At 41.4% G+C, this 24259-nt stretch carries 23 protein-coding genes; 12 read left to right on the plus strand and 11 right to left on the minus strand.

Annotation, left to right across the window (positions count from 1 at the left end; all coding sequences use genetic code 11):
- Positions 1–8: 8 nt before the first annotated feature.
- The 5 genes from ileS (at position 9) to KF820_01670 (ending at position 6452) form a co-directional block, all read left to right on the plus strand.
- Positions 9–2762: an isoleucine--tRNA ligase gene (gene ileS, locus KF820_01650; protein MBX3457052.1), complete on the plus strand. Its 2754-nt coding sequence runs from the start codon at positions 9–11 to the stop codon at positions 2760–2762.
- The gene (gene lspA, locus KF820_01655; protein MBX3457053.1) at positions 2762–3253 is read left to right on the plus strand and encodes a signal peptidase II; all 492 of its coding nucleotides are present in this window, start codon (positions 2762–2764) and stop codon (positions 3251–3253) included. Before ileS ends, lspA begins: the two co-directional genes overlap by 1 nt.
- Positions 3246–3707, plus strand: a complete 462-nt coding sequence (locus KF820_01660) for a DUF3035 domain-containing protein (GenBank protein ID MBX3457054.1) — start codon at positions 3246–3248, stop codon at positions 3705–3707. The genes lspA and KF820_01660 overlap by 8 nt, the downstream gene beginning before the upstream one ends.
- 109 nt (positions 3708–3816) lie before the next feature.
- Positions 3817–5133: an insulinase family protein gene (locus tag KF820_01665; GenBank protein MBX3457055.1), complete on the plus strand. Its 1317-nt coding sequence runs from the start codon at positions 3817–3819 to the stop codon at positions 5131–5133.
- Positions 5130–6452, plus strand: a complete 1323-nt coding sequence (locus KF820_01670) for an insulinase family protein (protein MBX3457056.1) — start codon at positions 5130–5132, stop codon at positions 6450–6452. Before KF820_01665 ends, KF820_01670 begins: the two co-directional genes overlap by 4 nt.
- A gap of 163 nt (positions 6453–6615) precedes the next feature.
- Here KF820_01670 and KF820_01675 read toward each other — a convergent pair whose 3' ends face one another.
- From KF820_01675 to KF820_01695, 5 genes are all read right to left on the minus strand, one after another.
- A complete protein-coding gene (locus KF820_01675; protein ID MBX3457057.1) occupies positions 6616–7359 on the minus strand; it encodes a DUF1963 domain-containing protein in 744 nt (247 codons plus the stop codon).
- A 103-nt stretch (positions 7360–7462) separates the two neighbouring features.
- Positions 7463–8686 carry a hypothetical protein gene (locus KF820_01680; protein MBX3457058.1) on the minus strand — a complete coding sequence of 408 codons (1224 nt, stop codon included), beginning with the start codon at positions 8684–8686 and terminating at the stop codon, positions 7463–7465.
- A 190-nt stretch (positions 8687–8876) separates the two neighbouring features.
- The gene (locus KF820_01685) at positions 8877–9587 is read right to left on the minus strand and encodes a Bax inhibitor-1/YccA family protein (GenBank protein MBX3457059.1); all 711 of its coding nucleotides are present in this window, start codon (positions 9585–9587) and stop codon (positions 8877–8879) included.
- A gap of 104 nt (positions 9588–9691) precedes the next feature.
- Positions 9692–10051, minus strand: coding sequence for a hypothetical protein (locus KF820_01690; protein ID MBX3457060.1), 360 nt, complete (start codon positions 10049–10051; stop codon positions 9692–9694).
- Between the two features lie 6 nt (positions 10052–10057).
- Positions 10058–10762, minus strand: a complete 705-nt coding sequence (locus KF820_01695; protein ID MBX3457061.1) for a 1-acyl-sn-glycerol-3-phosphate acyltransferase — start codon at positions 10760–10762, stop codon at positions 10058–10060.
- 183 nt (positions 10763–10945) lie between these two features.
- On the opposite strand from KF820_01695, the gene KF820_01700 reads away from it, so the two are divergent.
- The 5 genes from KF820_01700 (at position 10946) to KF820_01720 (ending at position 14839) form a co-directional block, all read left to right on the plus strand.
- Complete coding sequence (locus tag KF820_01700; protein MBX3457062.1) at positions 10946–11182, plus strand: acyl carrier protein; 237 nt, start codon at positions 10946–10948, stop codon at positions 11180–11182.
- Positions 11183–11254: 72 nt separating this feature from the next.
- Positions 11255–12523: a beta-ketoacyl-ACP synthase II gene (gene fabF / locus KF820_01705; GenBank protein ID MBX3457063.1), complete on the plus strand. Its 1269-nt coding sequence runs from the start codon at positions 11255–11257 to the stop codon at positions 12521–12523.
- A 16-nt stretch (positions 12524–12539) separates the two neighbouring features.
- Positions 12540–12962, plus strand: coding sequence for a nucleoside-diphosphate kinase (gene ndk / locus KF820_01710; protein ID MBX3457064.1), 423 nt, complete (start codon positions 12540–12542; stop codon positions 12960–12962).
- Between the two features lie 179 nt (positions 12963–13141).
- Positions 13142–14326: an acetyl-CoA C-acyltransferase gene (locus KF820_01715; protein MBX3457065.1), complete on the plus strand. Its 1185-nt coding sequence runs from the start codon at positions 13142–13144 to the stop codon at positions 14324–14326.
- Positions 14327–14509: 183 nt separating this feature from the next.
- Positions 14510–14839 (plus strand): hypothetical protein, encoded by a 330-nt coding sequence (locus tag KF820_01720; protein MBX3457066.1) that lies wholly within the window; start codon positions 14510–14512, stop codon positions 14837–14839.
- 38 nt (positions 14840–14877) lie between these two features.
- Here the strand turns inward: KF820_01720 and KF820_01725 are convergent, their stop codons facing one another.
- The 5 genes from KF820_01725 to KF820_01745 all read right to left on the minus strand — a co-directional run bounded on the left by KF820_01725 (position 14878) and on the right by KF820_01745 (position 20867).
- On the minus strand, positions 14878–15360 hold the full coding sequence (locus KF820_01725) for a GyrI-like domain-containing protein (protein ID MBX3457067.1): 483 nt from the start codon (positions 15358–15360) through the stop codon (positions 14878–14880).
- 54 nt (positions 15361–15414) lie between these two features.
- Positions 15415–16635 carry an AAA family ATPase gene (locus tag KF820_01730; GenBank protein ID MBX3457068.1) on the minus strand — a complete coding sequence of 407 codons (1221 nt, stop codon included), beginning with the start codon at positions 16633–16635 and terminating at the stop codon, positions 15415–15417.
- A gap of 140 nt (positions 16636–16775) precedes the next feature.
- The gene (gene ctaD, locus KF820_01735; protein MBX3457069.1) at positions 16776–18374 is read right to left on the minus strand and encodes a cytochrome c oxidase subunit I; all 1599 of its coding nucleotides are present in this window, start codon (positions 18372–18374) and stop codon (positions 16776–16778) included.
- Positions 18375–18429: 55 nt separating this feature from the next.
- A complete protein-coding gene (gene coxB / locus KF820_01740; GenBank protein MBX3457070.1) occupies positions 18430–19191 on the minus strand; it encodes a cytochrome c oxidase subunit II in 762 nt (253 codons plus the stop codon).
- A gap of 158 nt (positions 19192–19349) precedes the next feature.
- Positions 19350–20867 (minus strand): S8 family serine peptidase, encoded by a 1518-nt coding sequence (locus KF820_01745; GenBank protein MBX3457071.1) that lies wholly within the window; start codon positions 20865–20867, stop codon positions 19350–19352.
- 134 nt (positions 20868–21001) lie between these two features.
- Between KF820_01745 and KF820_01750 the strand changes: the two genes are divergently transcribed.
- Positions 21002–22063 carry a hypothetical protein gene (locus KF820_01750; GenBank protein MBX3457072.1) on the plus strand — a complete coding sequence of 354 codons (1062 nt, stop codon included), beginning with the start codon at positions 21002–21004 and terminating at the stop codon, positions 22061–22063.
- On the opposite strand, the gene KF820_01755 is transcribed toward KF820_01750, so the two are convergent.
- The gene (locus tag KF820_01755; GenBank protein MBX3457073.1) at positions 21990–23228 is read right to left on the minus strand and encodes an MFS transporter; all 1239 of its coding nucleotides are present in this window, start codon (positions 23226–23228) and stop codon (positions 21990–21992) included. The genes KF820_01750 and KF820_01755 overlap by 74 nt on opposite strands.
- Positions 23229–23332: 104 nt before the next feature.
- On the opposite strand from KF820_01755, the gene KF820_01760 reads away from it, so the two are divergent.
- Positions 23333–24235: a DUF898 family protein gene (locus KF820_01760; GenBank protein MBX3457074.1), complete on the plus strand. Its 903-nt coding sequence runs from the start codon at positions 23333–23335 to the stop codon at positions 24233–24235.
- The last annotated feature ends 24 nt before the right edge of the window (positions 24236–24259 follow it).

A 24259-nucleotide genomic window follows, 5' to 3' on the forward strand; every position in this document is an offset into this window, starting at 1 on the left:
ATGAAAAAATGGATTTAAAAAACACCGTATTTCTACCAAAAACAGACTTCCCGATGAAGGCTGGACTGGCAACTCGTGAACCTGAATTCTTAGCCTATTGGAATGAAATTGACCTGTATCAAAAATTACGAGATCAATCTAAAGGTCGCCCTAAGTTTATTCTTCACTTTGGCCCCCCCTATGCCAATGGGAACATCCATATTGGACATGCGTTATCAGAAACACTCAAAGACGTCATCAATAAAACTTATCAGATGAAAGGGTACGATGCCCCCATGGTGCCGGGTTGGGATTGCCATGGCTTGCCAATTGAATGGAAAGTTGAAGAAACGTACCGTGCCCAAGGTAAAAACAAAGATGAAGTGCCTGCTTTAGAATTTCGTCAAGAATGTCGCACCTTTGCCGACAAATGGATTCCTTTACAAAAATCTGAATTCCAAAGACTGGGCATCGTCGCCGACTGGAAAAATCCCTATATCACTATGGATTTTGCAGCTGAAGCGCGCACCGTTGAGCAACTTGGCAAGTTCCTTTTGAATGGAAGCTTATATCGCGGCCTTAAACCTGTCATGTGGTCTGTTGTTGAAAAAACAGCTTTGGCTGAAGCAGAAGTTGAGTACAAAGATCATACATCAGATTCAATTTTCGTCTCTTTCCCGATCATCAAACCGAGCACCCCTGCCCTAAATGGTGTCTGCGCCGTTATTTGGACAACCACACCGTGGACCCTTCCTGCTAACCGCGCGATCGCTTACGGCGCAGAGTTCGATTACGTGGTTGTTGATGTTAATGGAACTCAATATTTATTAGCAGCGGATTTGCTTGATTTAGTTGCATCATCCATTGGTTGGGAAGGCCACAAGATTGTCCATAAACTCAACGGATCAGAACTTGCCGGATCTATCGCTCATCATCCACTTCATGGTCAAGGATATGATTTCGAGGTTCCGTTCTTAGCCGGTGACCATGTTACAACAGAAGCCGGTACAGGCCTGGTTCACACAGCGCCGGGCCATGGTGTTGAAGACTTTGAGCTCGGCAAAGCCCATGGCATTGAAGTCGCCCAACCTGTTGGTCCAGATGGCATCTATTATGATCACGTCCCACTATTCGCTGGCAAGCATGTTTACAAAGTAAACCCCGCCGTTATTGAGGCTATTACTGCAACCGGACATATGTTACACACAACAAAAATTGTTCACAGCTATCCTCACTCATGGAGATCAAAGGCGCCCCTTATCTTCCGCGCCACATCACAATGGTTCGTCAGCATGGATGAAACAGGATTAAGGGACAAAGCCTTAAAAGCAATTGATACTGTTGAGTGGTTCCCGGCTCAAGGTCGCAACCGCATACACGCCATGGTAGCAGGTCGTCCGGACTGGTGCCTATCCCGTCAACGCGCATGGGGCACCCCAATGACCTTATTCGTCCATATTCAATCAGGTGAAGTCCTGCGTGACGCAGATGTTCACGCTCGCATTGTTGATGCAATCCACAAAGAAGGTGGTGATGCTTGGTATTCCAGTCCGCCAGAACGATTCTTAGGGGATAAATACAACCCTAAAGACTATGAACAAATTTTCGATGTCTTAGACGTCTGGTTCGATAGCGGGTGTACCCACGAATTTGTCCTTAGAGATCGCCCAGATCAAGCCTGGCCTGCAGACTTATATCTCGAAGGCTCAGACCAACATCGCGGCTGGTTCCAGTCATCTCTGTTAGAATCTTGTGGAACCGAAGGCGTTGCGCCTTATAAAAAAGTTTTGACTCATGGCTTTGTTTTGGACGAAAAAGGTTACAAAATGTCTAAATCTATGGGCAACGTGGTCGCACCAAATGAAATCATTAACAAACAAGGGGCAGATCTTCTTCGTCTGTGGATTGTTTCCGCAGATTACTCCGAAGATATGCGCATTGGACCAGAAATTATCCGCCAACAAGAAGACATTTACCGCCGCCTTCGCAATACATTGCGCTATCTACTGGGGGCTTTGGATGGATATAGTAATGCTGAAACCGTACCTGTCTCTGATATGCCTGAACTGGAACAATGGATCTTCCATAAATTAGCGGAACTCCAAGAGCTGCATGATACGTGCTTAGCTAACTTTGATTTCACAGCTTTTTATGCAGCACTCCACACATTCTGCACAGCAGATCTGTCGGCTTTTTATTTCGATATTCGCAAAGATTGTCTGTACTGCGATCCCATTGATAGCCTTCGTCGAAAAGCAACCCGCACAGCTATGCACCACATCTTTGATCATTTGGTTCATTGGTTAGCCCCTGTCCTTAGCTTTACCGCAGAAGAAGCCTACTTAACGCGTTACGGCAGTGATGGAAAGAGCATTCATCTGTCCCAGTTCCCGACAATTGATTCAGCATGGAAAAACCCAGAACTTGCCCAAAAATGGGATAAAATGCGCCACATGCGTCGCGTTATTACAGGGGCGATTGAAATTGAACGGGCTGTCAAAACAATTGGGTCCAGCCTTCAAGCACAAGTTACAATATTCACAACTTCAGTAAATGCTGACTTTTTAAATGATTTTAATTTAGCAGAAATTACGATCACATCTCATGCGAAAGTCACCATCGCTCAACCCCCTGCCCAAGCCTTTGTGATGGATGATGTAGAGGATATTGGTGTCGTTGTCAGCATTGCAGACGGTGAAAAATGCGTTCGTTGCTGGCGTGTCCTACCAGAAGTAACCCAAAATGAGCAAGACTTATGTCAACGCTGTGAGGAGGCAATTTAATGTTTACCAAGAATCGAGCCTTAGGATTTCTGATTGCGATTATCACTCTTGTTTCAGACTTATGGAGTAAACACAGCGTCATCTCTTGGTTCTATAAAGGCGGGGACGCGATTGAAGTTACCTCGTTCTTTAACATTATTTTAGCGTTTAACCGAGGCGTTAGTTTTGGCATGTTTCATGCAGACAGTCCCTATGGCGTTTACGCCTTACTGACAGTCGCGATCGTCTTATCTGCCCTTGTCGGCAATTGGTTATGGCATGCCGAGAACCGTCTCCAAAGTCTATGTTTTGGGATGATTCTGGGTGGTGCCCTTGGCAATCTCTATGACCGCGCAAGCTATGGAGCAGTTATTGATTTCCTTGATTTCCATACTTTAGGATATCATTGGTACACCTTTAACATAGCCGATTGTGGAATTGTAATCGGTGCTGTATTATTACTTATAGATTTAGTGTTTTTAACAAAAAAAGAGGAAACCTCTAATGACTAAAAAGCTTATTGCTTTATCAACTTTGTCCCTGTTTTTAACAGGATGTGATTCTGTAAAACACACATTCGGTTTAGACCATTACCAAGCCGATGAATATTCAATACCAACAACACCACCGCTTTCGATGCCACCAGATCACAACCTACGCGCCCCTGAAATTAATGCGCAACCTCAAGGATATACCCCAACACAAGACAAAGCAAAACAAACTCTGGGCGTCCCAAGTATATCAGGTTCGTCTGAAACTGAATCTGAATTAGACAAAAAATTAAAAAAACAAGGAACCGCTGAAGCTAATATCCGCAAAACTATCGACAGTGAAGCATCCGCTGACAAAACAGCATCCGAACGCTTGTCCGATGTCGGAAAAGAAGTCAGCGATAACTTATCAGGTCGAGGTGGGAATATTGCAGAAAACCCGGCCTCACGGAAAAATCCAGCCAGCACAAGGTAGACCCATGTCTCAGCCCTCGTCAATTCATGTTGTTCCCCAACGCCCCGCAAAGTTTTTTTTTAAACTCCTTTGCGGATGTGCCTTTCCCATGATTCTAGGAATTCAAACGATGTCCCAACCAGCCCAAGCCGATGTTCAAGTCACAGTCTCTCCATCTCCGGTGAAAATTTTCGACTACACAACAAAACTCGGCATCAAAGGCTGGCACGTAGAAACACCTGACATCCCCGTTTTAACCCTAGCCGTGACATTCAAAGAGGCAGGCGACAAAAATGATCCAAAGGGACTCAATGGTGTGGCAGAGTTCCTGTCTGGCATGCTTGACGAAGGTGCCGGTAATTATGATTCTGTAAAATTTAAGGAGCTTCTCCTCGAAAAAAATATTCGACTCGGTCTGTCCCAGAATTCAGATTCATTCACCATCACAATGCGAGGGACTAAAGACAATATTCAAGATATGTTTGATATTTTGACGCTCATCTTAACTAAGCCCCGTTTTGATGATGATGCTTTTAGTCGTGTTAAAGAACAAATCTTAACAAGCCTTAGTCAAAATATGCATTCTGAAAATGCTGTTGCAGGCGATACATTCAATAAACAAGCCTTTGTCGGACATCCTTATAGTCACACAACTCAAAATGCTATTGATGGGACAAAAAAAATCAAACGTGAACATTTAATTCAATTTATGAAGGATTATCTGACCTTTGATAAAATTCAAGTTATCTCAGCCGGTGATATTTCATCTCAGGACATTCAGACTAAATTTGATGCAGCCTTAAAAGATCTGCCTGCCTCCGGAAAGGCAAGTCATGTTGGGTTTGCTGATCTGAAGACAACAGGTAACGTTACCGTTGTGGATATGGACATTCCTCAAAGCGTGATTCTATTTTACCAACCGGGTCTAGATCGCAAGGACAAAGATTTTTATGCAGCCTATATCATGAATAGCATCCTTGGCGATGGTATGTTTAAATCCCGCCTCTGGGATGAAATTCGTGAGAATCGTGGCCTTGCTTACGGCATTAGTAGTTCGTTACAGTGGACACAGCACAGCAACTATATCATTGGTTCCACAGCAACCGCCAATAAGGATGCCGGCGAAGTGGTCAAAATCATCCGTGAAGAATGGCAAAAAATGAAAGACAAAGGGGCTAATCAAAAAGAACTTGATTTTGTCCGAGAACGAATGGTTGGATCCTACCCACTAGGGTTCACCTCAACCCCTCAAATTGTTGGCTTGATGAAAAATTACATGACGGATGGATTACCAACAGATTTTATTAACAATCGCAATGACATGATTCGTGCTGTTACGCTGGACGATGTCAATCGCGTGGCAAAATCTCTTCTTCAACCTGAAAAACTATCGTTCATCATTGTTGGAAAGCCGGAAGGCCTTACCAAGGATGGAGAGAAAAAATGAAACTTCCACTAGCAGGACTATTTATAATGCTCGCCCAATCTCTTCCAGCGAATGCTGAAATCTTCAAGCCCCAAACAGCTAAACTCGACAATGGATTGGAAATTGTCCTTATTGAAAATCATTTGGCTCCCGTGGTTTCTGTTGCCCTGACTTATCGTATTGGAACAGCGGATGATCCTATTGATATGATTGGATTATCTCACTTTTTGGAACATTTAATGTTCAAGGGGACAAAAAAAGTTCCAGCCGGAAAATTTAAAGAACTCATTATCAGCAAAGGCGGCCAAATAAACGCCTATACAACCCCGGATGTCACGGTTTATACCTGTGACATTTCAGTTGAAAATTTGGATATGTTGCTGGAAATCGAAGCTGACCGTATGTCAAACATCGTTTTTGATGAAAAAGAAACCATGGCTGAACAAAAAGTGGTTATGCAAGAACGCCTGATGCGTTTGGATAACAATCCTTTGGGGGCTGCTTATGAAACAATTCTAAGAGCTCTCTTTAAATATCATCCTTACGGGATCCCAACTATTGGCTATCCACAACATATATTAGCTTATACAAATGACGCAGCAAAAGCCCACTATCAAAAATGGTATACGCCTAATAATGCAACATTAATTATTTCAGGTGACATCACCATGGATAAGCTATTACCGCTAGTCAAAAAGCATTTTGCCGAGACAAAATCACGCCCTGTGCCAGAGCGAAAACGGGTACAAGATCCAAATGATAAAGGCGTCCTGCAAGAGATCATTATCCGTAACCCACGTATTAGTTTTGTGAATCTGGATTGGTATTATCGGACCCCGAATCACAATTCAGCCGGAAAAGAGCATTATTACCCCTTAATTGTCCTCAGTCAAATCTTAGGTGGCAATGCAAATAGTCGTCTATATAAAGAACTTGTGGACAAACAAGGGATTGCTCTTGAAGCAAGCGCAGCCTATGAAGATGAATCCATTGATCCAAAGCATTTTGAAGTCACGGCAACCCTGAACCCAAAATTTAAGCCTGAAGATCTTAGACAAGCCGTTCAGTCTTTACTTAAAACACTAGTGGAAAAAGGGGTCACAGACGACGAAGTTAAAGTTGCACAACGTGATCTACTGGCTGGTCTTGCGTTTGCTCGTGATGGCAATGGTGGCGCGATTAAAGCTTTTAGCCGTCTGGCTTTTGGTTTTAGTGTGGATGAGATTGAGTCATACCCTGACAAAATCAAAGCTGTCACGGTAGAACAAATCAATGCCGCGATTAAGGCTGTGCTAGCCCCTGGTGCTGTGGTGTATACAGAAGTGCATCCGGAGAAATAATGATCGTCATTTAACAGCGATCATTATTTCAGCATCATACCAGTAGAGTCAATAATGACTTACTAATAATTCTTGGATTACCAGTATTCCCTGCTTTCAAGAGGAGCGGATCAATACAGGTCTCAGATCAAACGTTAAAAATCTGCAACAGAAATTATTAGCCCTAAAACTGAACGTAAAGTTTAGCCTCGAGCCCCTTTTTATCCATAAATATATAGAACATTCCTCTGCCCCAATCAAAACATTCTACGCAATCAATTTGGGCGAGAAATATCATCTTGCCTGTCTTAATTTCATCTTGAATAAAATAAGGATATCCACCAATCTTAGTACCTGAAACATCATCCGGGATATCACAGTCTTCTTCAGGGCCCTCAGCACCGAGTACCAAAATAGCACGTCGCTCTGGATATTCACTTGGGCCCAGGTAAAGCTCAGTTACCTCTATAAATTCTGGTTTCTGCTTTTCCTTAACAGCTGTCTGTTCCATACTCCCAATTTTATAAGTTGGGCTAAAAATTGGATTAATGACTTTGGTAAGTCGAGGACCTTTCGGACGCGAAGTTTTAACCATTGGCAACGTGCCACCTGGCTGAATTATCACGGCAATGTCCCCACCAAGGGGTTCATAGAAATTCGAGTCCTCTGAGTTATCCATAAAAACATAAGCGACTTTACCTTTATGGTCTGGAAAGATATCCGAATCAATTGCGATTTGATACAAAAAGTTCATTGGCTTTTGCGATGTTCGTCCTATGGGCCATTGAGGTGTGTCAAGCCAATCTGGCTGACCACCAAATTTTGTGCTTACATTTTTACTCTCTGCTTTCCTGCCGAACAATTTTTGCGCAATACGAGATAGAAGTGTATTTGAACGAACTAGTTTTATATTTTTCTTAATCTTCATCTTAGACCTCTAAAAAAGATACTCTGCAAAGCATAATTATCAAGATGAGTATAAACTCGATAAAAATCAAGAGGCGTTACCGCAGATCAAATCAAAGCAGCCATTAAGGCTGTCCTAGCGCCTGGCCCTGTGGTGTACACGGAAGTCCATCCGGAGAGGTAGTACTACTCATCCCCCCTTGCGAGGCAATATTTAGAATATCTTGCGGGCAATTCACGGCCAAAAATTGTCCATCTCGCATAACCGCTAAGTTAATTTGGCTCTGCATTAAATCCGTCAGAATACCTGACAATCCAACCTGATGCCCCCAACCAAAAAAGAATAATGGCAATCCTGAATCAGGAAGAATTTTTTCTAGTGATGGTTTTGCATTATCCTCATTGAAATAAAACTTACCAACATCCGTATTTTTTTGAAAATACCCTAAGATTCTCGCTAACCATAGTTTATTTCGCTGATAGAGGGGGATAGCATCCACCGCATCAACGTTTACATTTAGGAAATGTCCCTGGGCGTAAATTAATCTAATCTGTCGTAAATAATCATCAGCCGTTACTAATACCGTATCAGGATCATACTGCTGTATAGATTCAAGAAACATAGAATCATCATTTTCTGAGTCTGATTTCCCTTTGCAATAAATAAGTGCTTCCCCAGATGACAGTTTTGCAAAATAATCAAAATTAGTACGTTCTTCAGTAGATTCTAAACCATACAAAGATCCATTTTTGGAAAACCTCTTACGTAAAGTCGCATCCACTCCAGTTAATAAAACAGCATCTGCTTGCAAATCATCATCACCTCGATCGAGCATGTACTCACTATAAATATATGCAAATAATCCAGGTTTTGTTCGTGCAAAAACAGCAAAAAACTTTTCTTGGCGAGACTCAGGAATAGATGCCCCCTTCAGAAAGGGCATCAAACAATCCTGAAAGATCACAGAAAAATCCTCTTCAGAAATAGCATCAATAATTCGCACTAAAAAGGTTTGATCCTCTGAACTCAAATCAGAGTACCACGGCAAATCACTCACATTATCCAATGAAAAATATTTACGCATTAACCTTTCATAGTCTAACTGTGACGAACACGATATCTCTGAAACACCCACTGTACATCTGGAAATATCTTCGCGAACATATTCAGGCAGTTTATCTAGAGGGCAAGCATGGTTCGTCAACAGAATTCTAGCCTCTCTCCCCTCAAACATTGCCTTAAAATACAAAGGATGCTCAATCTCTGGAAACTCATAGGCGCAGGCTATCCAGGGAGAAAAAATCAAAATAAGACTGACGCCTATACTCTTATTAAACCAATAATTCATCTATCTTTTCCCAATAATATTTCTGCCACCTATAAAGACCAACCTTATATATACTCAACTTAGCTGAAGTTGCGGAATTCTCCATGCGCATCTTCAACTAAGATGAGTATAGGATAAATAAGGATATACGAAGCTTTTTCCAATAAAAAAGGGAGCTAAGAAGCTCCCTTTTTCTCAAAAACCAATAAACTTAGTCGCGACGATTGCCGAACAAACGAAGTAAAGCCAAGAACAAGTTGATAAAGTCTAAATACAAAGTCAAGGCGCCCATAACTGCCATCTTACCAGATGTTTCTGGGGTATCAGCTTGATAATAGATGTCTTTCAATTTTTGAACATCATAGGCTGTTAGACCTGTAAAGATGATTACGGACAAAGCTGATGTTACAAGAGTCATCATATTGCTTTGCATAAAGATATTAACTATGGATGCAACGATAACGCCAATCAACCCCATCAACATAAAGGATCCCATAGAAGTCAGATCTTTTTTGGTTGTATAACCATACAAAGCCATTGAACCAAACACGCTAGCTGTAATAAAGAAAATACGAGCTACACTTTCAATTTGATACATCATCAATACAGGCGTCAGAGATAGTCCCATCAAGGCTGCATAAATCCAATAGGTTGTCTGTGCCGTAGAAAAACTCATGGAATTAATTCTAAAACTCAAGAACATAACCAAAGCCAAAGGTGCAAGTAAAACAACCCATGTCACGCCAGGCGCAAACAGAAATGCCTGAAGTGACGGATTAGTCACAGCAAAAAACGCAGCTAGCCCTGTGACTGCAAGACCCAACCCCATATAAACAAAAACACGCTGCATAAAGCCACGCAAACCTTCTTCAAAGGCAGCAAATTGGCCGGAACGTTGTACCGTACGATTTTCATAAGCCATAATTAACCTCATTCACTTATGTTACAATTAAAAATATAGTATCAGATTGATGAAAATAAAGCAAATAACGAGAATAAATAAGCTATTCTTTCTCTTTAAACTTCTTAAGCATCAGGATCCCAATCAGCATGACGTTTGCGGGATTGATTCACCTGAACCAAAGTTATAAATAAGGTTGCTGATTGTGTTGTCCCATCAACAAAAGCCAGCTGTAGCGGAATCATATCTGGTGTAGACCTTCGTCTAATATCGAGTGATGATTGTGAAAGCACCCGTCCATTTAGGTAAAAAGTTTCCATACCTAAAGCAAGGATCCTACATTGTTTTCCCCGAAGGTCAAAATACATATCCTCACCCGCACGTTCTAAGTGTTGTTGAGTAATTTGCTGAGGAATATCCATCGATTCTGGATCTAAACCACAGACAGCTTGCAACAAGGCACCCATTGCCATAAGCTTTTTCATATCCAACTACTTTCGCAAACTCTTCATTTCACCTTCGATTCTCTCTTCTAAAGTTTTCATAAACTCTGCATGAGACAATCCCGGTTGAATGGGAGGTAAAATTGACACTGTAATTGTCCCTGATTTTTTCTCAAAACCACGACGTGGCCAAAATGCACCGGAATCGAGGGCAACGGGCACAACCGGAACACTAAGCTCGGTATACATCGCCCCGATTCCCTGCCTATATCTCGGCGCATCACCAAACCCCTTACGCGTTCCTTCGGGATAAATAATAATTCTATCACCATCCGCAATCCGTTCCTTTGCTTGCCTGACCATATCAGCCTTAGCATGACTACCTAATTTTCGATTCAACATAATGGTTTTAGTTTTCATGAAATGAAAATTAAAAAAAGGAAGATACAGCAACTCACGCTTAGCAATAAAAACAGACTCGGGAAAAATATTACAAAAAGAATAGGTCTCCCATGCTGATTGATGTTTAGAGGCAATAATACAAGGCCCCTTTGGCATATTTTCAAGCCCTAAAACGCGGTAATCAAGCCCTAGGATATGCTTAGCCCCCCAACTGTTCAAAGCACCCCATGCCTGAGGTGGTCTAAAGGCTAATTTACGACTTCCAAATAGAAAAAGAACACCCAAAATAGCACTGCCGGCTGAAACAATCACAAAGTATACATTGAACAATAAAGATTTTATTTTTTGCATAAACCAAATCCTAAAATTTTTCCCCCTACAAGCAAGGGGTTTATACCCCTGATCCTATAGAAAAACCTGTTCTTTAGAAACTGTTTTTTACTTTTGCTATGGATGGCTCTTGAATTTTATAAAAAAAGAGGTTATTTCTAGTGTTGAAAAATTGTTTTATAAATTTTTAAAGGACATCTTATAATGAGCAATGTTACAAGCCGCGTTATTGAAATCGTTGTCGACCACTTAGGTGTTGACGCTTCTAAAGTTACAGAAACATCAAGCTTCGTTGATGATCTTGGTGCAGACAGCCTAGACACCGTTGAACTTGTTATGAAGTTCGAAGAAGAATTCGGTATCGAAATTCCAGATACAGCTGCAGAAAAAATCGCAACAGTTAAAGATGCGATCGCGTTCATCGAAGCAAACGCAGCTTAAGTTTTTGTATCTCTTATTTGGGCAGCTTTTACAGCTGCCCTTTTTACCTTAAATCAAAAAATTGAGGGTCCCATGCGTCGAGTTGTTATAACCGGTATCGGTCTTGTCACCCCCCTAGGGGACGGAGCTAAATCCAGCTGGGAAGGCATCCTAGCCAGCAAATCAGGAATCAAGGGAATTGAACACTTTGAGACATCTGACTTAGCTGCCAAAATTGCGGGGATTGTCCCAAGAGGCGAGACAACCATCAAAGGGCAAGGGGTATTTAACCCTAATCTGTATATGGAACCCAAAGATCAACGAAAAGTTGACGACTTTATTTTATACGGCGTTGCCGCCGCTGAACAAGCGATCCAAGATTCAGGTTGGATGCCTGAATCAGAGGAAGACCGCTGCCGAACCGGTGTTATGATCGGGTCTGGCATTGGTGGTCTTGCTGAAATCCACAAAACAGGTAGTATCTTAGATAATTCAGGCCCACGCCGTGTTTCACCATTTTTTATTCCGGCATCTTTAATAAATCTTGTCTCTGGCCATGTTTCCATCCGCCACGGATTCAAAGGTCCAAATCATGCAGTAGTTACGGCTTGTGCCACAGGAGCGCACGCCATTGGCGATGCGTCCCGATTGATTATGTTTGGCGATGCAGATGTTATGATTGCAGGCGGTGCCGAAGGAGCCGTTTGTCGCTTAGCTATGGCTGGTTTTGCCTCTGCACGCGCTCTATCGACAAGTTATAACGATACACCGACTAAAGCATCTCGCCCGTGGGATGAAGGTCGCGATGGATTCGTTATGGGCGAAGGATCTGGAATCGTCGTTCTCGAAGAATATGAACATGCTAAAAAGCGTGGCGCTAAGATTTATGCTGAAGTTATCGGTTACGGTATGTCAGGCGATGCCCATCATATTACAGCCCCTGCCGAAGATGGCGATGGTGCTTACCGCGCTATGCAAGCAGCTTTGCGTAATGCTAAGATCAATCCGGAAGAAGTTGACTATATCAACGCCCACGGAACATCAACACCATTAGGGGATGCGATTGAAATCAAAGCTGTCAAGCGCGCCTTTGGTGACCATGCCTATAAACTATCCATGTCTTCAACAAAGTCAGCAATCGGCCACCTCTTAGGTGCGGCCGGCAGCGTTGAGACTATTTTCTGTGCGTTAGCTTTACGAGATCAAGTAGCACCGCCCACCCTGAATTTGGACAATCCTTCCGAAGGGTGTGATCTAGACCTCGTTGCTCATCAAGCAAAGCAACGCCCAATTAAAATTGCGGTCTCCAATTCCTTTGGTTTTGGTGGCACAAATGCCTCACTCGTATTAAAATCTGTCTAATTACTCGGAGTATAAAATGACACTACAAAGAACATTTTCTATCATTAAGCCTGACGCAACACGTCGCAACCTAACCGGTAAAATCAACGCAACAATCGAAGCAGCTGGTCTACGTATCGTTGCTCAAAAGCGCGTTCAACTGACACAAGCACAAGCCGAAGGTTTTTACGCAGTTCACAAAGAACGCGCTTTCTTTAACGACCTCGTTTCTTTCATGATTTCCGGACCAGTTGTTGTTCAAGTTCTTGAAGGCGACAATGCTGTTGCAAAATACCGTGAAGTTATGGGTGCAACAAACCCAGAAAATGCAGATGCCGGTACAATTCGTAAAGAATTTGCTGAATCCATCGAAGCAAACTCTGTCCATGGTTCAGATTCTTTGGAAAATGCAGCTATTGAGATTGCATACTTCTTCGCCCAAACAGAAATTGTTGGTTAATACCAATCTCTGAAATATTTAAGTCAAAAGGCGTCAACTCTGACGCCTTTTCTCTACACCTATCCTCTTGATAGAGAGGCAAAAAATCCTCACTACCTACTACTTGTTAACTTTTCGTTTGCACATTTATGCTAAAATTGGTTGTATGTATGTAATAAATATTAGGATAGAGGGTTATTATAATGTCCACAGAAGTCGTCATCGTCGCAGCACAACGCACACCAATCGGTGCATTTCAAGGTGTATTTGATGGTGTAAAAACAACATCACTCGGATCAACCGCCATCAAAGGTGCCTTAGATTCTGCTAATATTTCCGGCGACTCAATCGAAGAAGTCTATATGGGATGTGTTTTACCTGCTGGACTAGGTCAAGCCCCTGCTCGTCAAGCAGCGCTCGGTGCTGGCATCCATAAACACACGCCATGCGCTACGATCAATAAAGTTTGTGGTTCCGGTATGAAAGCAATCATGCTTGGGATTGATCAAATCCGCGCAGGTGAGACAAATACAATTGTTGCAGGCGGCATGGAAAGCATGACAAATGCCCCCTATCTTTTACAAAAAGGACGCAGCGGATACCGCCTAGGTCATGGTAAAATTTTTGACCACATGTTTCTTGATGGTTTAGAAGATTCTTATACCGAAGGTGGGTTAATGGGATTATTTGCCGAAGCAACAGCTGAAAAATATGGGTTTACCCGTGAAGATCAAGATGCCTTTGCTCGTGAATCATCAATCCGCGCCAAGCAAGCTCTCCAAGATGGAGTGTTTAAAGATGAAATCACATCAGTCACGATCCAGGACCGCAAAGGCGACATCGTCATCGCCGAAGATGAAACACCAAGCAAAGTCAATCCAGACAAAATCCCACAACTCAAACCAGCCTTTAAAAAAGATGGTACGGTTACTGCGGCAAACTCATCCTCCATTTCTGATGGTGCAGCAGCGGTTGTCCTGATGTCTAAAGATCAGGCCAAAAAGTCAGGACAGGCCGTCTTGGCGACCGTCAAAGGCCATGCGACATATGCTCAAGAACCAGAATGGTTTACAACAGCCCCAGTCGGTGCCATTGATAAACTCTGCAAAAAAATCGGCTGGAAAATTGAGGAGATTGATCTCTTTGAAATTAATGAAGCTTTTGCTGTTGTCACCATGGCTGCCATGAAAGATCTAAATATCCCCCACACAAAAGTCAATGTTTATGGTGGCGCTTGTGCATTAGGTCATCCAATTGGTGCCAGCGGAGCACGCTTAGTCGTAACACTAATTCATGCCCTTCGCACTCAAGGCAAGAAAAAAGGCATTGCGTCCCTCTGCCTTGGCGGTGGTGAAGCCGTTGCGGTTGCCGTTGAAATTGAGTAATAGAAATAAGAGCCCCAAATAACGGGGCTCTTATTTATTCACACAATTACAGTCATTCCATTTAACTCTCTGGCATCGTCTTAAATGATTATAAGGCAACACAACCAAAAAAGAATAAACAAAAAATATTAAAGTATATCGCTTTTTAATATCATGTGAACACGATATACAAAGGAAAAAATAATGGTCAAACTCTCTATCGCATCTCTTTTTCTAATTAATCTATCAACAGGCCACGAAAAAGCAGACAGTATTAGTTCTTGGGATGCCTTACTCCAAAAACTCGACATTGAGATCGCTCCTTATCATATCGCTATAGAACTGACTGCCCCTCATTCGGAAGAAAGCAATGATTCGACAAAAACCCAATACCCTCCTAGATTCTTTCAACAAGAAAACCTCTATAATTTAAACAAATCAAGTTCGTCACCTTATATAGATGCAACAATCCCACAAGCCCCCCCTATACTAGAAAATGTGTTACCAAAACTAAGTAACCATCGTTCAGAATAAAACATTAGATTATTGTCTGTTTATGCGGCAGAATAGCGCTAAAGTGATGCTCTATTTATAGCCCTTATCCCAATATAAATCTCAAACTCCGTGTGATCTGGTGACATTTTGGCCATGTCGTATTTTTCGAAATCAACCAGATATGTTCTCTGGGCATTCAATGCTGAATCTGCCCAAATTTCTTGCCACGCATTAATACAAGTCTGAGGCATCGGGCCTGCGTTAGAGGCAACATGATAGGATTGTGCAGGGATTGCTAACATATTTAATCCTTCAGGCATGGTCTCAGCAGAAGTAACTTGCTCCCCTAAGAAGTAGGTATATTCACCTGTATGATCTGAGGAATAGTCTGTATAGCAAGAATAGAGTATCCCAGGATTGGCCCGATTCGGTAATTGGGAAAAAATCTCTTCGGCAAAATAACGCCCAAACATACTTGGAATTTTTGCCTCAGCAGATGCTTCAGTTGCATTTGTTGTTCGGCACGAAATTCCAACAAGAATTATTGCGTCTTTTATCATCGTTCATCCCTCACGAAATAAGGGAATCTTAACACGAATACCCTGCACTGTCTATCACATGTACATTGCCCGTATGCTTGGATTAATTTCTTCTTTTTTCGGACGATATTTCTCCAAAACCTTGACCGCATCTTTACGGGTGATTTCCATGGACTTGCCAACATGCACGCGGATATTAAAAGCAATCTCTTTCATAATATCTGAAATCATGGCATTTAGGCTTCTTGCCCCTGTACTTTGCAGAACAGCTATATCAGCAATATAATCCAAAGCATCATCAGAAAATGACAGATCAATATCATAAGCTAGTTTATATTTTGCCTTTAATTGTATCAAAACCGATGATTTTGCTGTTGTCATAATTCTTTTAAGACTATCTTTGCCTAAAGATTGAAGCTGAACAATATTTCCCAAACGCCCGGCTAATTCTGGCAACATCCCAAAACGCTCTAAATCATGTGGCGTTAAAACCTTACCATTACTCGGCTTTAGGTTTGGAAAAGCACCGCCTGCAATGAATAAAACATTTGATGTATCAAAAGCCTCACCATTATTCAGGATGATTGTTGTGCCTTGTATTGGCGGCAAAAGTTCTTGCTGAACACGCGTGACAACCTCTAGTTTACTTCCATGTTCGAGGCAGATTTTATCAAACTCATCCATAAAGACAATCCCTTGTTGAGCACAAGCAATAATTTCAGAACGTTTCGGTTTGTCTTCTTGCGACTTTTTCAAAAAGGTTTCAGCATTAAGATATAGAATATCAAACATATATTGCCATTTAGATCCGATATACCCCTGAGTCGTCCATTCAGTCGCATTTCCAACAACCATCGGCACGTTCATTATTTTAGATAAAGCTTGAATCGTCGATGTTTTACCAGTCCCCGTCGGCCCAACCATCAGTATATTGGGTTTAACAAGTTCAACGTCAGCGTATTGAGCAAGTTTAGGATCTAATTTTAGAGCAGATTTAAATCGTAAGTTAACCAAATGATCATGAACAAATGTTGCCATACCTTTCATAGCATCATCCTGACCAATTGTAGATTCCGTCAAATGTGCATATATTTCATCCGGATACAAAATATCTCCCATGTCTAACTTAGGGGGAACATACAGACTCAGGGCAGTTGGTATTGCTGATGTGTCAACAGCGGGTGTTTCGTCAACAGCCCCCTTAGGCGTTTCATCAAATAATAAATCAAGACCATAATCTTCAGAATGAACACTAAATATTGATAGAAATAGAGAAACATATACACCCTTAATCATACCCAAACCTCATTGTACTTCGTTACTTACACTTCAGTTTGGCTTATATAATATTAATAATTTACCAATTAACGTAATTATATTACAAAAATAAAAACCCTCTTTTTACTAGAGGGTTTTTATATCAAAACTAAGGTTTATTATTTTATCTTAGGTTGTTCATCAAAAGAATGGAACGCCGGTGGAGATGGTATGGTCCACTCCAGTGTGTCCGCCCCCTCACCCCATGGATTTGCAGGGCAAGGTATTTTATCTTTAAAGATACGGTACAAGACATAAAAGAAGAATAACCCGGCAAACCCTGACAAAAACCCACCTAAGGAAGCAACATAGTTCCATGGTGCAAACGCATCCGGATAATCAGGAATACGTCGAGGCATACCGGACAAACCTAAAAAGTGCATAGGGAAAAACAGAACGTTAACACCAATAAAAGTCAACCAAAAATGGATCTTACCCAATGTTTCGTTATATTGATACCCTGACATCTTACCAATCCAATAGTAAAATCCAGAGAATAAACCAAACAAAGCCCCCATAGAAAGAACATAATGAAAATGCGCCACAACATAATAGGTATCATGGAGAGCAACGTCGACAGACCCATTCGCCAAGACAATCCCTGTTAATCCACCAATGGTAAACAACAGCACAAACCCAGCAGCAAAGATCATTGGTGTTTTGAATTTCAATGCACCGCCCCACATAGTTGCGATCCATGAAAAAACCTTAATACCCGTCGGCACTGCAATAACCATTGTTGCAACAGTAAAGTACGCGTTAGCCTTTACATCCATCCCCACTGTAAACATGTGGTGAGCCCAAACAACAAATCCTAATACTGCAATCGCAACCATAGCATAGGCCATTCCTAAATAACCAAAAATAGGTTTACGTGCAAAAGTAGAGATAACTTGAGACACAATTCCAAAAGCAGGCAGAATCATAATATAAACTTCAGGGTGACCAAAGAACCAGAATAAATGCTGGAACAAAACAGGATCACCACCTCCTGCCGGGTTAAAGAACGTTGTCCCAAAGTTACGATCTGTAATCAACATGGTAATCCCACCAGCCAAAACAGGAACAGCTAACAATAGCAAAAATGCAGTGACCAACATAGACCAGACAAACAACGGCATTTTGTGGAATGTCATCCCTGGGGAACGCATGTTAAAAATGGTCACGATAAAGTTAATCGCCCCCATAATCGACGAAGCACCAGCCAAGTGAAGACTGAATAACAAATAATCAACCGCAGGCCCTGAATGATACTGAGCATCACTCAAGGGGGGATAGAATGTCCAACCGGTCCCTGCTCCGCCGGCAGTGACACCAGATAATAGTAATAAAGCGAGAGACGGAACCATGAGCCAAAAGCTAATATTGTTCATGCGCGGAAATGCCATATCGGGCGCCCCAATCATCAAGGGCACAAACCAGTTCCCAAAACCACCAATTAACGCAGGCATCACCATAAAGAAAATCATCAAAACACCATGAGCAGAAATGATGACATTATAAAGTTGATAGTCAGCCCCCAAAACCAAACTTCCCGGGTGCATTAATTGTGCTCGAATAATCATCGAAGCAGCCCCACCTAAGATCCCGCCAACCATGGCAAAAATAATATAAAGGGTTCCGATATCCTTATGGTTGGTGGATAATAACCAACGTCGCCACCCTGTGGGATGGTGATCGTGATGTCCATGGTCTGCAACTGCGGTTGTACTTGACATTTTTCACCTATTTCTTACAACTAACCTAATCTAATGCCCCATAGAGGGGCTACTTTTAACTTGCCTGTTTAGTTTTAACCCAAGTATCAAACTCTTCTTGGGAAACGACTTTCACAGCAATCGGCATAAATCCGTGCTTAACACCACAGAGTTCCGAACATTGGCCATAGTAAGTCCCTTCTTTATGGACTTTAAACCATGTCTCGTTTAAACGACCCGGAACAGCGTCTTTTTTAACACCAAACGATGGAACGGCGAAACTATGAAGAACATTGTCAGATGTTACCAATAACCGAACCGCCTTACCAACAGGAACAACGATCGGATTATCCACATCCAGCAAACGAAGCTGACCGGGTTTAAGATCCGCATCCTCAATCATTCGACTGTCAAATTCAACTTTATGATCAGGCAATTCATATGTCCAGTACCATTGACGCCCAATAACCTTAACTGTCAGATCAGCATTTTCAATACGATCACTAAAAAATAGTAACTTCAAAGACGGAATGCCAATAACAACCAAAATTAAAACAGGAACCAATGTCCAGACAATTTCAATAAAGGTATTATGAGAAACCCTTGACGGGTTTGGGTTTCGTTTTTCATTGTATCGCCATAGGGTATACCCCAACAGCAACGTCACAAAAACACCGACACTAATGATAATGACTAACAAAAGATTGTGCATCTCAGTTAATCCATCCATCGTTGGCGTTGCCGGTGACTGGAATCCGATTTCCCACGGCTTTGGTGCATCAGCCATTGCAACACTGGTAACAGCAAACAGCCAAGCCATTTTCTTGATAAAACTCATAACCCAACTACCACATAAATAAAATACTCGCTAAATGCATTGTGACGGGTTTTATCGTTCAGCACAAGAGGCTAAGACTCATTTTTCTGGTGCGCTCAATTGACGCAGACAAAAATAAAAGGGAGGATCTCCCTCCCTCTTATTAGGCATCCAGAAACTTAGGCTACATCCATCATGTCAACAAGTTTAGTCACACCGTCCCCTTTTGCCGCCTTTATTTTAATCAGTTTTTCTGCTTCGGCAAAGGCAGCGACTGCATTGACACGACCTTGACCAAATAATTCCGGTTTAAAACTAACACCATGAGTATTATCTTCCCAAAACTTATCGCAGGAACGAATTAAACAATCCTTAAGCTCAATGGCAGACAATTGTGGATAATATTTATTCATTAGTGTTAAAATCCCGGAAACATGTGGAGTTGCCATGGATGTTCCTGACATTTTATCAAATGTGTCTCGCTCAACAGTTGCCATCACATTCTCACCGGGTGCAAAAACAAAATTCTGGTGCATTGATCCGGGCAAATTAGAGAACCGACTAACCGTTTGACCATCCTCCTTTAAAGATCCGACAAGCAAAATACGGTTTGCTAACGCCTTATTCTTAGACAAAATCCACGCACCATGCGTTCCAAACCACAGTCCTTTATCCCAATAGGTCAAAAAATCAGGATTTAGGTCATCCGAAACATACTTAGAATCATTTCCCGAAGCCATGACTAAGATACGATCGTGTTTTTCCAACTCGTCTAAGAGTTTATCAAAATTACGCATTTGATTTTTGCGAACTAAATAGTGGAAGGAAGCACTAATAATTTTTGCATCACTATTTTGAATCCGCTCAATCAGCTCATCCACGCCCTGAAATTCCACAGGCAAAACGTCTGCACCAAAGGCGACCCCTTTATAATCACCAGATATCTCATCAGCAGCAATCGTTCCTGCAACGTGTGTACCGTGCTGATCATTACGATCCACCTCATCCCCCTCTTCGGGATGTTTGACATGCTCATCCTTAATCGTAAATTTAACATGACAATTATCGACAAAACCACAGTCCCACACAATAACCTTAGCCCCATCACCATTAATACCAGCAGCATGAAGCAGATCAACGCCAGTCACATGATGGGGATGCAATGGCCCATGCAACAGATAGGCTTGTGGATTGCTGTGCGTTTCAGTGTCAATATCTTTCCATTTTTGAAGTTCAATATATTCTGAATCAATAAATTCTTTAAATCGCTGTGAAAACTTAGTTTCACTAAAGTTAGGATAAGAATCATATTCATCTAAGTTAAATTGGTTCATGAATTGATTCGCGTACATAATCCAATAGTTATGATCATCAAGTTTTTTCCGAACATAATTAAATAGATCTGATTTCTTATAAAACAATTGTCCAATCGTTGGATATTGATAGGGATTATACATTTTTTGTTGGTTATACAGGTATTCTGCACGCCGAACCTCTACATTCAAATCTGATTGATCAAAATGAAAAGTGTCGTCATAGTACTCAGCTCCTAAACGGCTCACAATTTCGCTTTTTACAAGCAAAAAATCACGTTCGCGATTCATATCCATACTTTCGAGATCTGGTGGTTGCAAAGCAAATGCAGCAGATGTTAGGATTGGCAGAAACAATACTTTTATTAAATAATTATATTTCATAATTACCTCCTGTAATGAAATATTATTTTATTTGACATCACTTTTTGGAAATTATATTATACAAGGTAAAAAAACAGTTAATGACTTCAAAAAAATATTATTATTCAGCAACTTAATACAAGAGAGACAAAATCATGCAGCTCTTTAAAACTTTTTATTTAGTTTTAATCTTAAGCTTACAATCAGTTGGGAATGACCTACAAATAACGCCTTACAAGATTACAGGCGTATTGGGTTCAATCACTATGGATCGCTTGACAAAAGCGAACCCCGACAACCCTGAAGACCTAAGGGTTGACGCAAAACTATTTCTAACAAGTCATACGATTTGGGGTCACGATGATACAGATTGGCCAAACGTCACTGTAACGATTCTTCAACGGGGAGGAGAATCCTTATCCGTCTTAAAAGTCACAGATCGATTCAATAAAAAATCTGTCATTATTAAATGTTACGACCCTAAATTAGTCGATTTACAAGAACGCGTAATAAATATACAAACCGTTGCTGATTCTGACTTTATAAGACAGATCCGATCAACAACCGACCCTCATATGCCAACAGTCATTACCGCATCCTATTTAATAGCCCACAGCAACCAAATTATTGAAGTCATGAATACAGCATCAGGGTATGAATTATGGGACGTATTCTTTCACAAAACATTTAAAGAATTCCCCTTTCATCCAACCGATGAGGAATACAACCAAATCTTAAAGAAATTCGGATTGAGCTTAGCAGCCTTCCATTTAGCCGGCGTCCAACAAGAGCGCCGCCACCGTCTAAGTAACCCTCAAGATAAAATTTCATTTTTTATGACAAAAATACTGTCTGATGCCAATCTAGGGAATTTCATCTTCGATCCGGAAACCCAACATTTTTCCTTTATCGATACAGCCCTGATCGCGTTAAGCCTTGACCAACCTGAGGATTTTATAAGAGATCTTCAAATGACTTACTGGCATACATTCGATAATGCCCGGGAAGATCTGCAAATGACGCGAAAAGAATTCAACACCATCTTTATGTCTATCATTGAGGGTTATTGTAGTCACCCCCTTTTCAGTGAATCAAGCAGTGAAGCCATTAGAGCAAATATGGTTGACGCCCTAACATTCGCACCTAAACCGCATTTTCTTCGACAACTGGAAGTTTTTTTAGAGCCAAACCAGCCAAAAGACCAACCATTATTATAGCTATTGCAGGGACAAATAAGTTCTGAGTAAAATCAACCAATGCTGTCACCACATAGGGGGCAGTCCCTCCAAAAACGGCAACGCAGACATTGAACGATACACCCGCAGCGGTGTATCGAACATGGGCAGGAAATGCTTTTGTAACAAGAATAGGCAGGGTTCCATAGGCTGCTCCCATCAGACAACTAAAGATAAGCTGCAGAGATGCTAAAGCCATAACATCGCGAGAATTAATCAACCAGGAATACAAAGGCCACGCAAAAACAGCAAAACCAAGGCAAACACCTGCAAGAACGATCTTAGCCCCTATTCGATCTCCCAACCATCCAAATAGCGGAATAAAAAGGACTAAACTCCCCATAGAAACAGTATTCCAAAATAAAACAGATTCTTCGGGCATCTTAAGAAATAGCGTGGCATAGGTTGTCATAAACACAAATAAAACATAAACACCAACCCCATCTAATAGGATAATCCCCATGGATCGAAGCAAAGATGATTGGTGCTGCGTTAAAATCTCTTTAATTGGAAGCTGACTTTTGGTTGCTTTATTTTCATGTTCTGGTACATATTTTCGAATAGCTAGACCAACAATGGCAGAAAGGCTACCAAGTAGAAAGGGGATACGCCATCCAAAACTTTCAAGATTTTCCGTTGACATCATTGCCGTCATTAATGTCGCAGCACCAGAGCCTAAGAACAATCCACCCAATGTGCCAAATGAGGCTAAGCTTCCGGCAAACCCTTGGCGTCCCTTTGGTGCATTTTCGATCACAAAAATAAAAGATCCCCCATAGTTTCCGCCAACTGCCAACCCCTGAAAGAGTCGAATCAGAACTAAACCAATACTCGCCCAAATCCCAATAGAATCATAGGTTGGCAACATCCCTAACAAAGTTGTCGGAGCCGCCATCGTCAACAAAGACGCAGATAATGCATATTTTCGACCGACTCGGTCGCCAATATAACCATAAAAAATAGCCCCTAGTGGTCGCATGGCAAATCCTGATGCAAAGACAGCAAATGTCGACAAAAGAGACGTGACAGGATCAGCTGAGGGATAAAACTGCTGAGAAATAATCTTAGCAAAATAGCCAAACAGAGCATAATCGTACCACTCGAAAGCTGTAGCAAGGGAGCCAAAGACAAGAGGCTTAACGTTCATTTTGGACAGCATCGGTATTTACTTTATCTTAATAATTTAGATCTAAATTTTAAGTATAGACTATAGTGTTAGCACTGGGTTTGCAAAGAAAAAGCGAGGATCAAATGGAAAAGACAACCCCCATAAAATACGACGGAACTGTCAGCCATTTGTATTGGCTTGTTATCAAGATGTTTTTATTAAATATCGTGACACTCGGACTCTATACATTCTGGGGTTATAGCAAGATTCGCGCCTATTTAACACGATCCGTTTTAATCAACGAATCCAGATATTGCTATCATGGAACCGGCCTTGATATGCTCATCGGCTTTATGAAAATCCTATTTGGCCTTATGGCTGTGATCCTGATCCAAGGGGTCATCTTAAAGGTGGGGCTCCATTTTCTTGGATGGTCGTCAGATGGTTACATTATTACTAGTTTAGTGATGGATTACATTATTATTGTTAGTTTTCTATCTTATGTACTATGGCGTACCAGCTCTTATCAAATGAGCCAGACATCTTGGCGTGGCGTACGCTATCGCCTAAGCGGCAAAGCATGGGACTTTACTAAACTTGTGATAAAAACCCTTATTCTCAATATCATTACACTGGGCTTTTTATCCCACAAAACAATGGCAGCCTTATATGCCTATATTTTTAATCATCTGCATTTTGGCAATCAAGCATACAGACTTAAAGTTAAGGATAATCCGTTGCTGTGGAGTAACGTGATTTCAATTATCCTTTTTATACCAACCCTTGGCCTGAGTCGAGTTTGGTACATAGCAAAATTTAGACAGTATCTCTATGGGAATTTGGAATTCATGGATTTGAAGTTCAAAAACACCATCACTTTTGGCCCCCTAGCCAGACTTTATATAACCAACATTTTGATTTTCATCCTAACATTAGGTCTGGGATTACCTTGGATTATCCACAGAACAATTAAAAACTATATGGAATCCATTGAAATCATTGGCAATATGGAAAAAGCGAGATTTATTCAGATGGAAACATTGTAAAATTTTCCAAATATTTTTATGGTT

It is taken from the genome of Candidatus Paracaedibacteraceae bacterium (assembly GCA_019636055.1).
Lineage (GTDB): Bacteria > Pseudomonadota > Alphaproteobacteria > Paracaedibacterales > Paracaedibacteraceae > Paracaedibacter.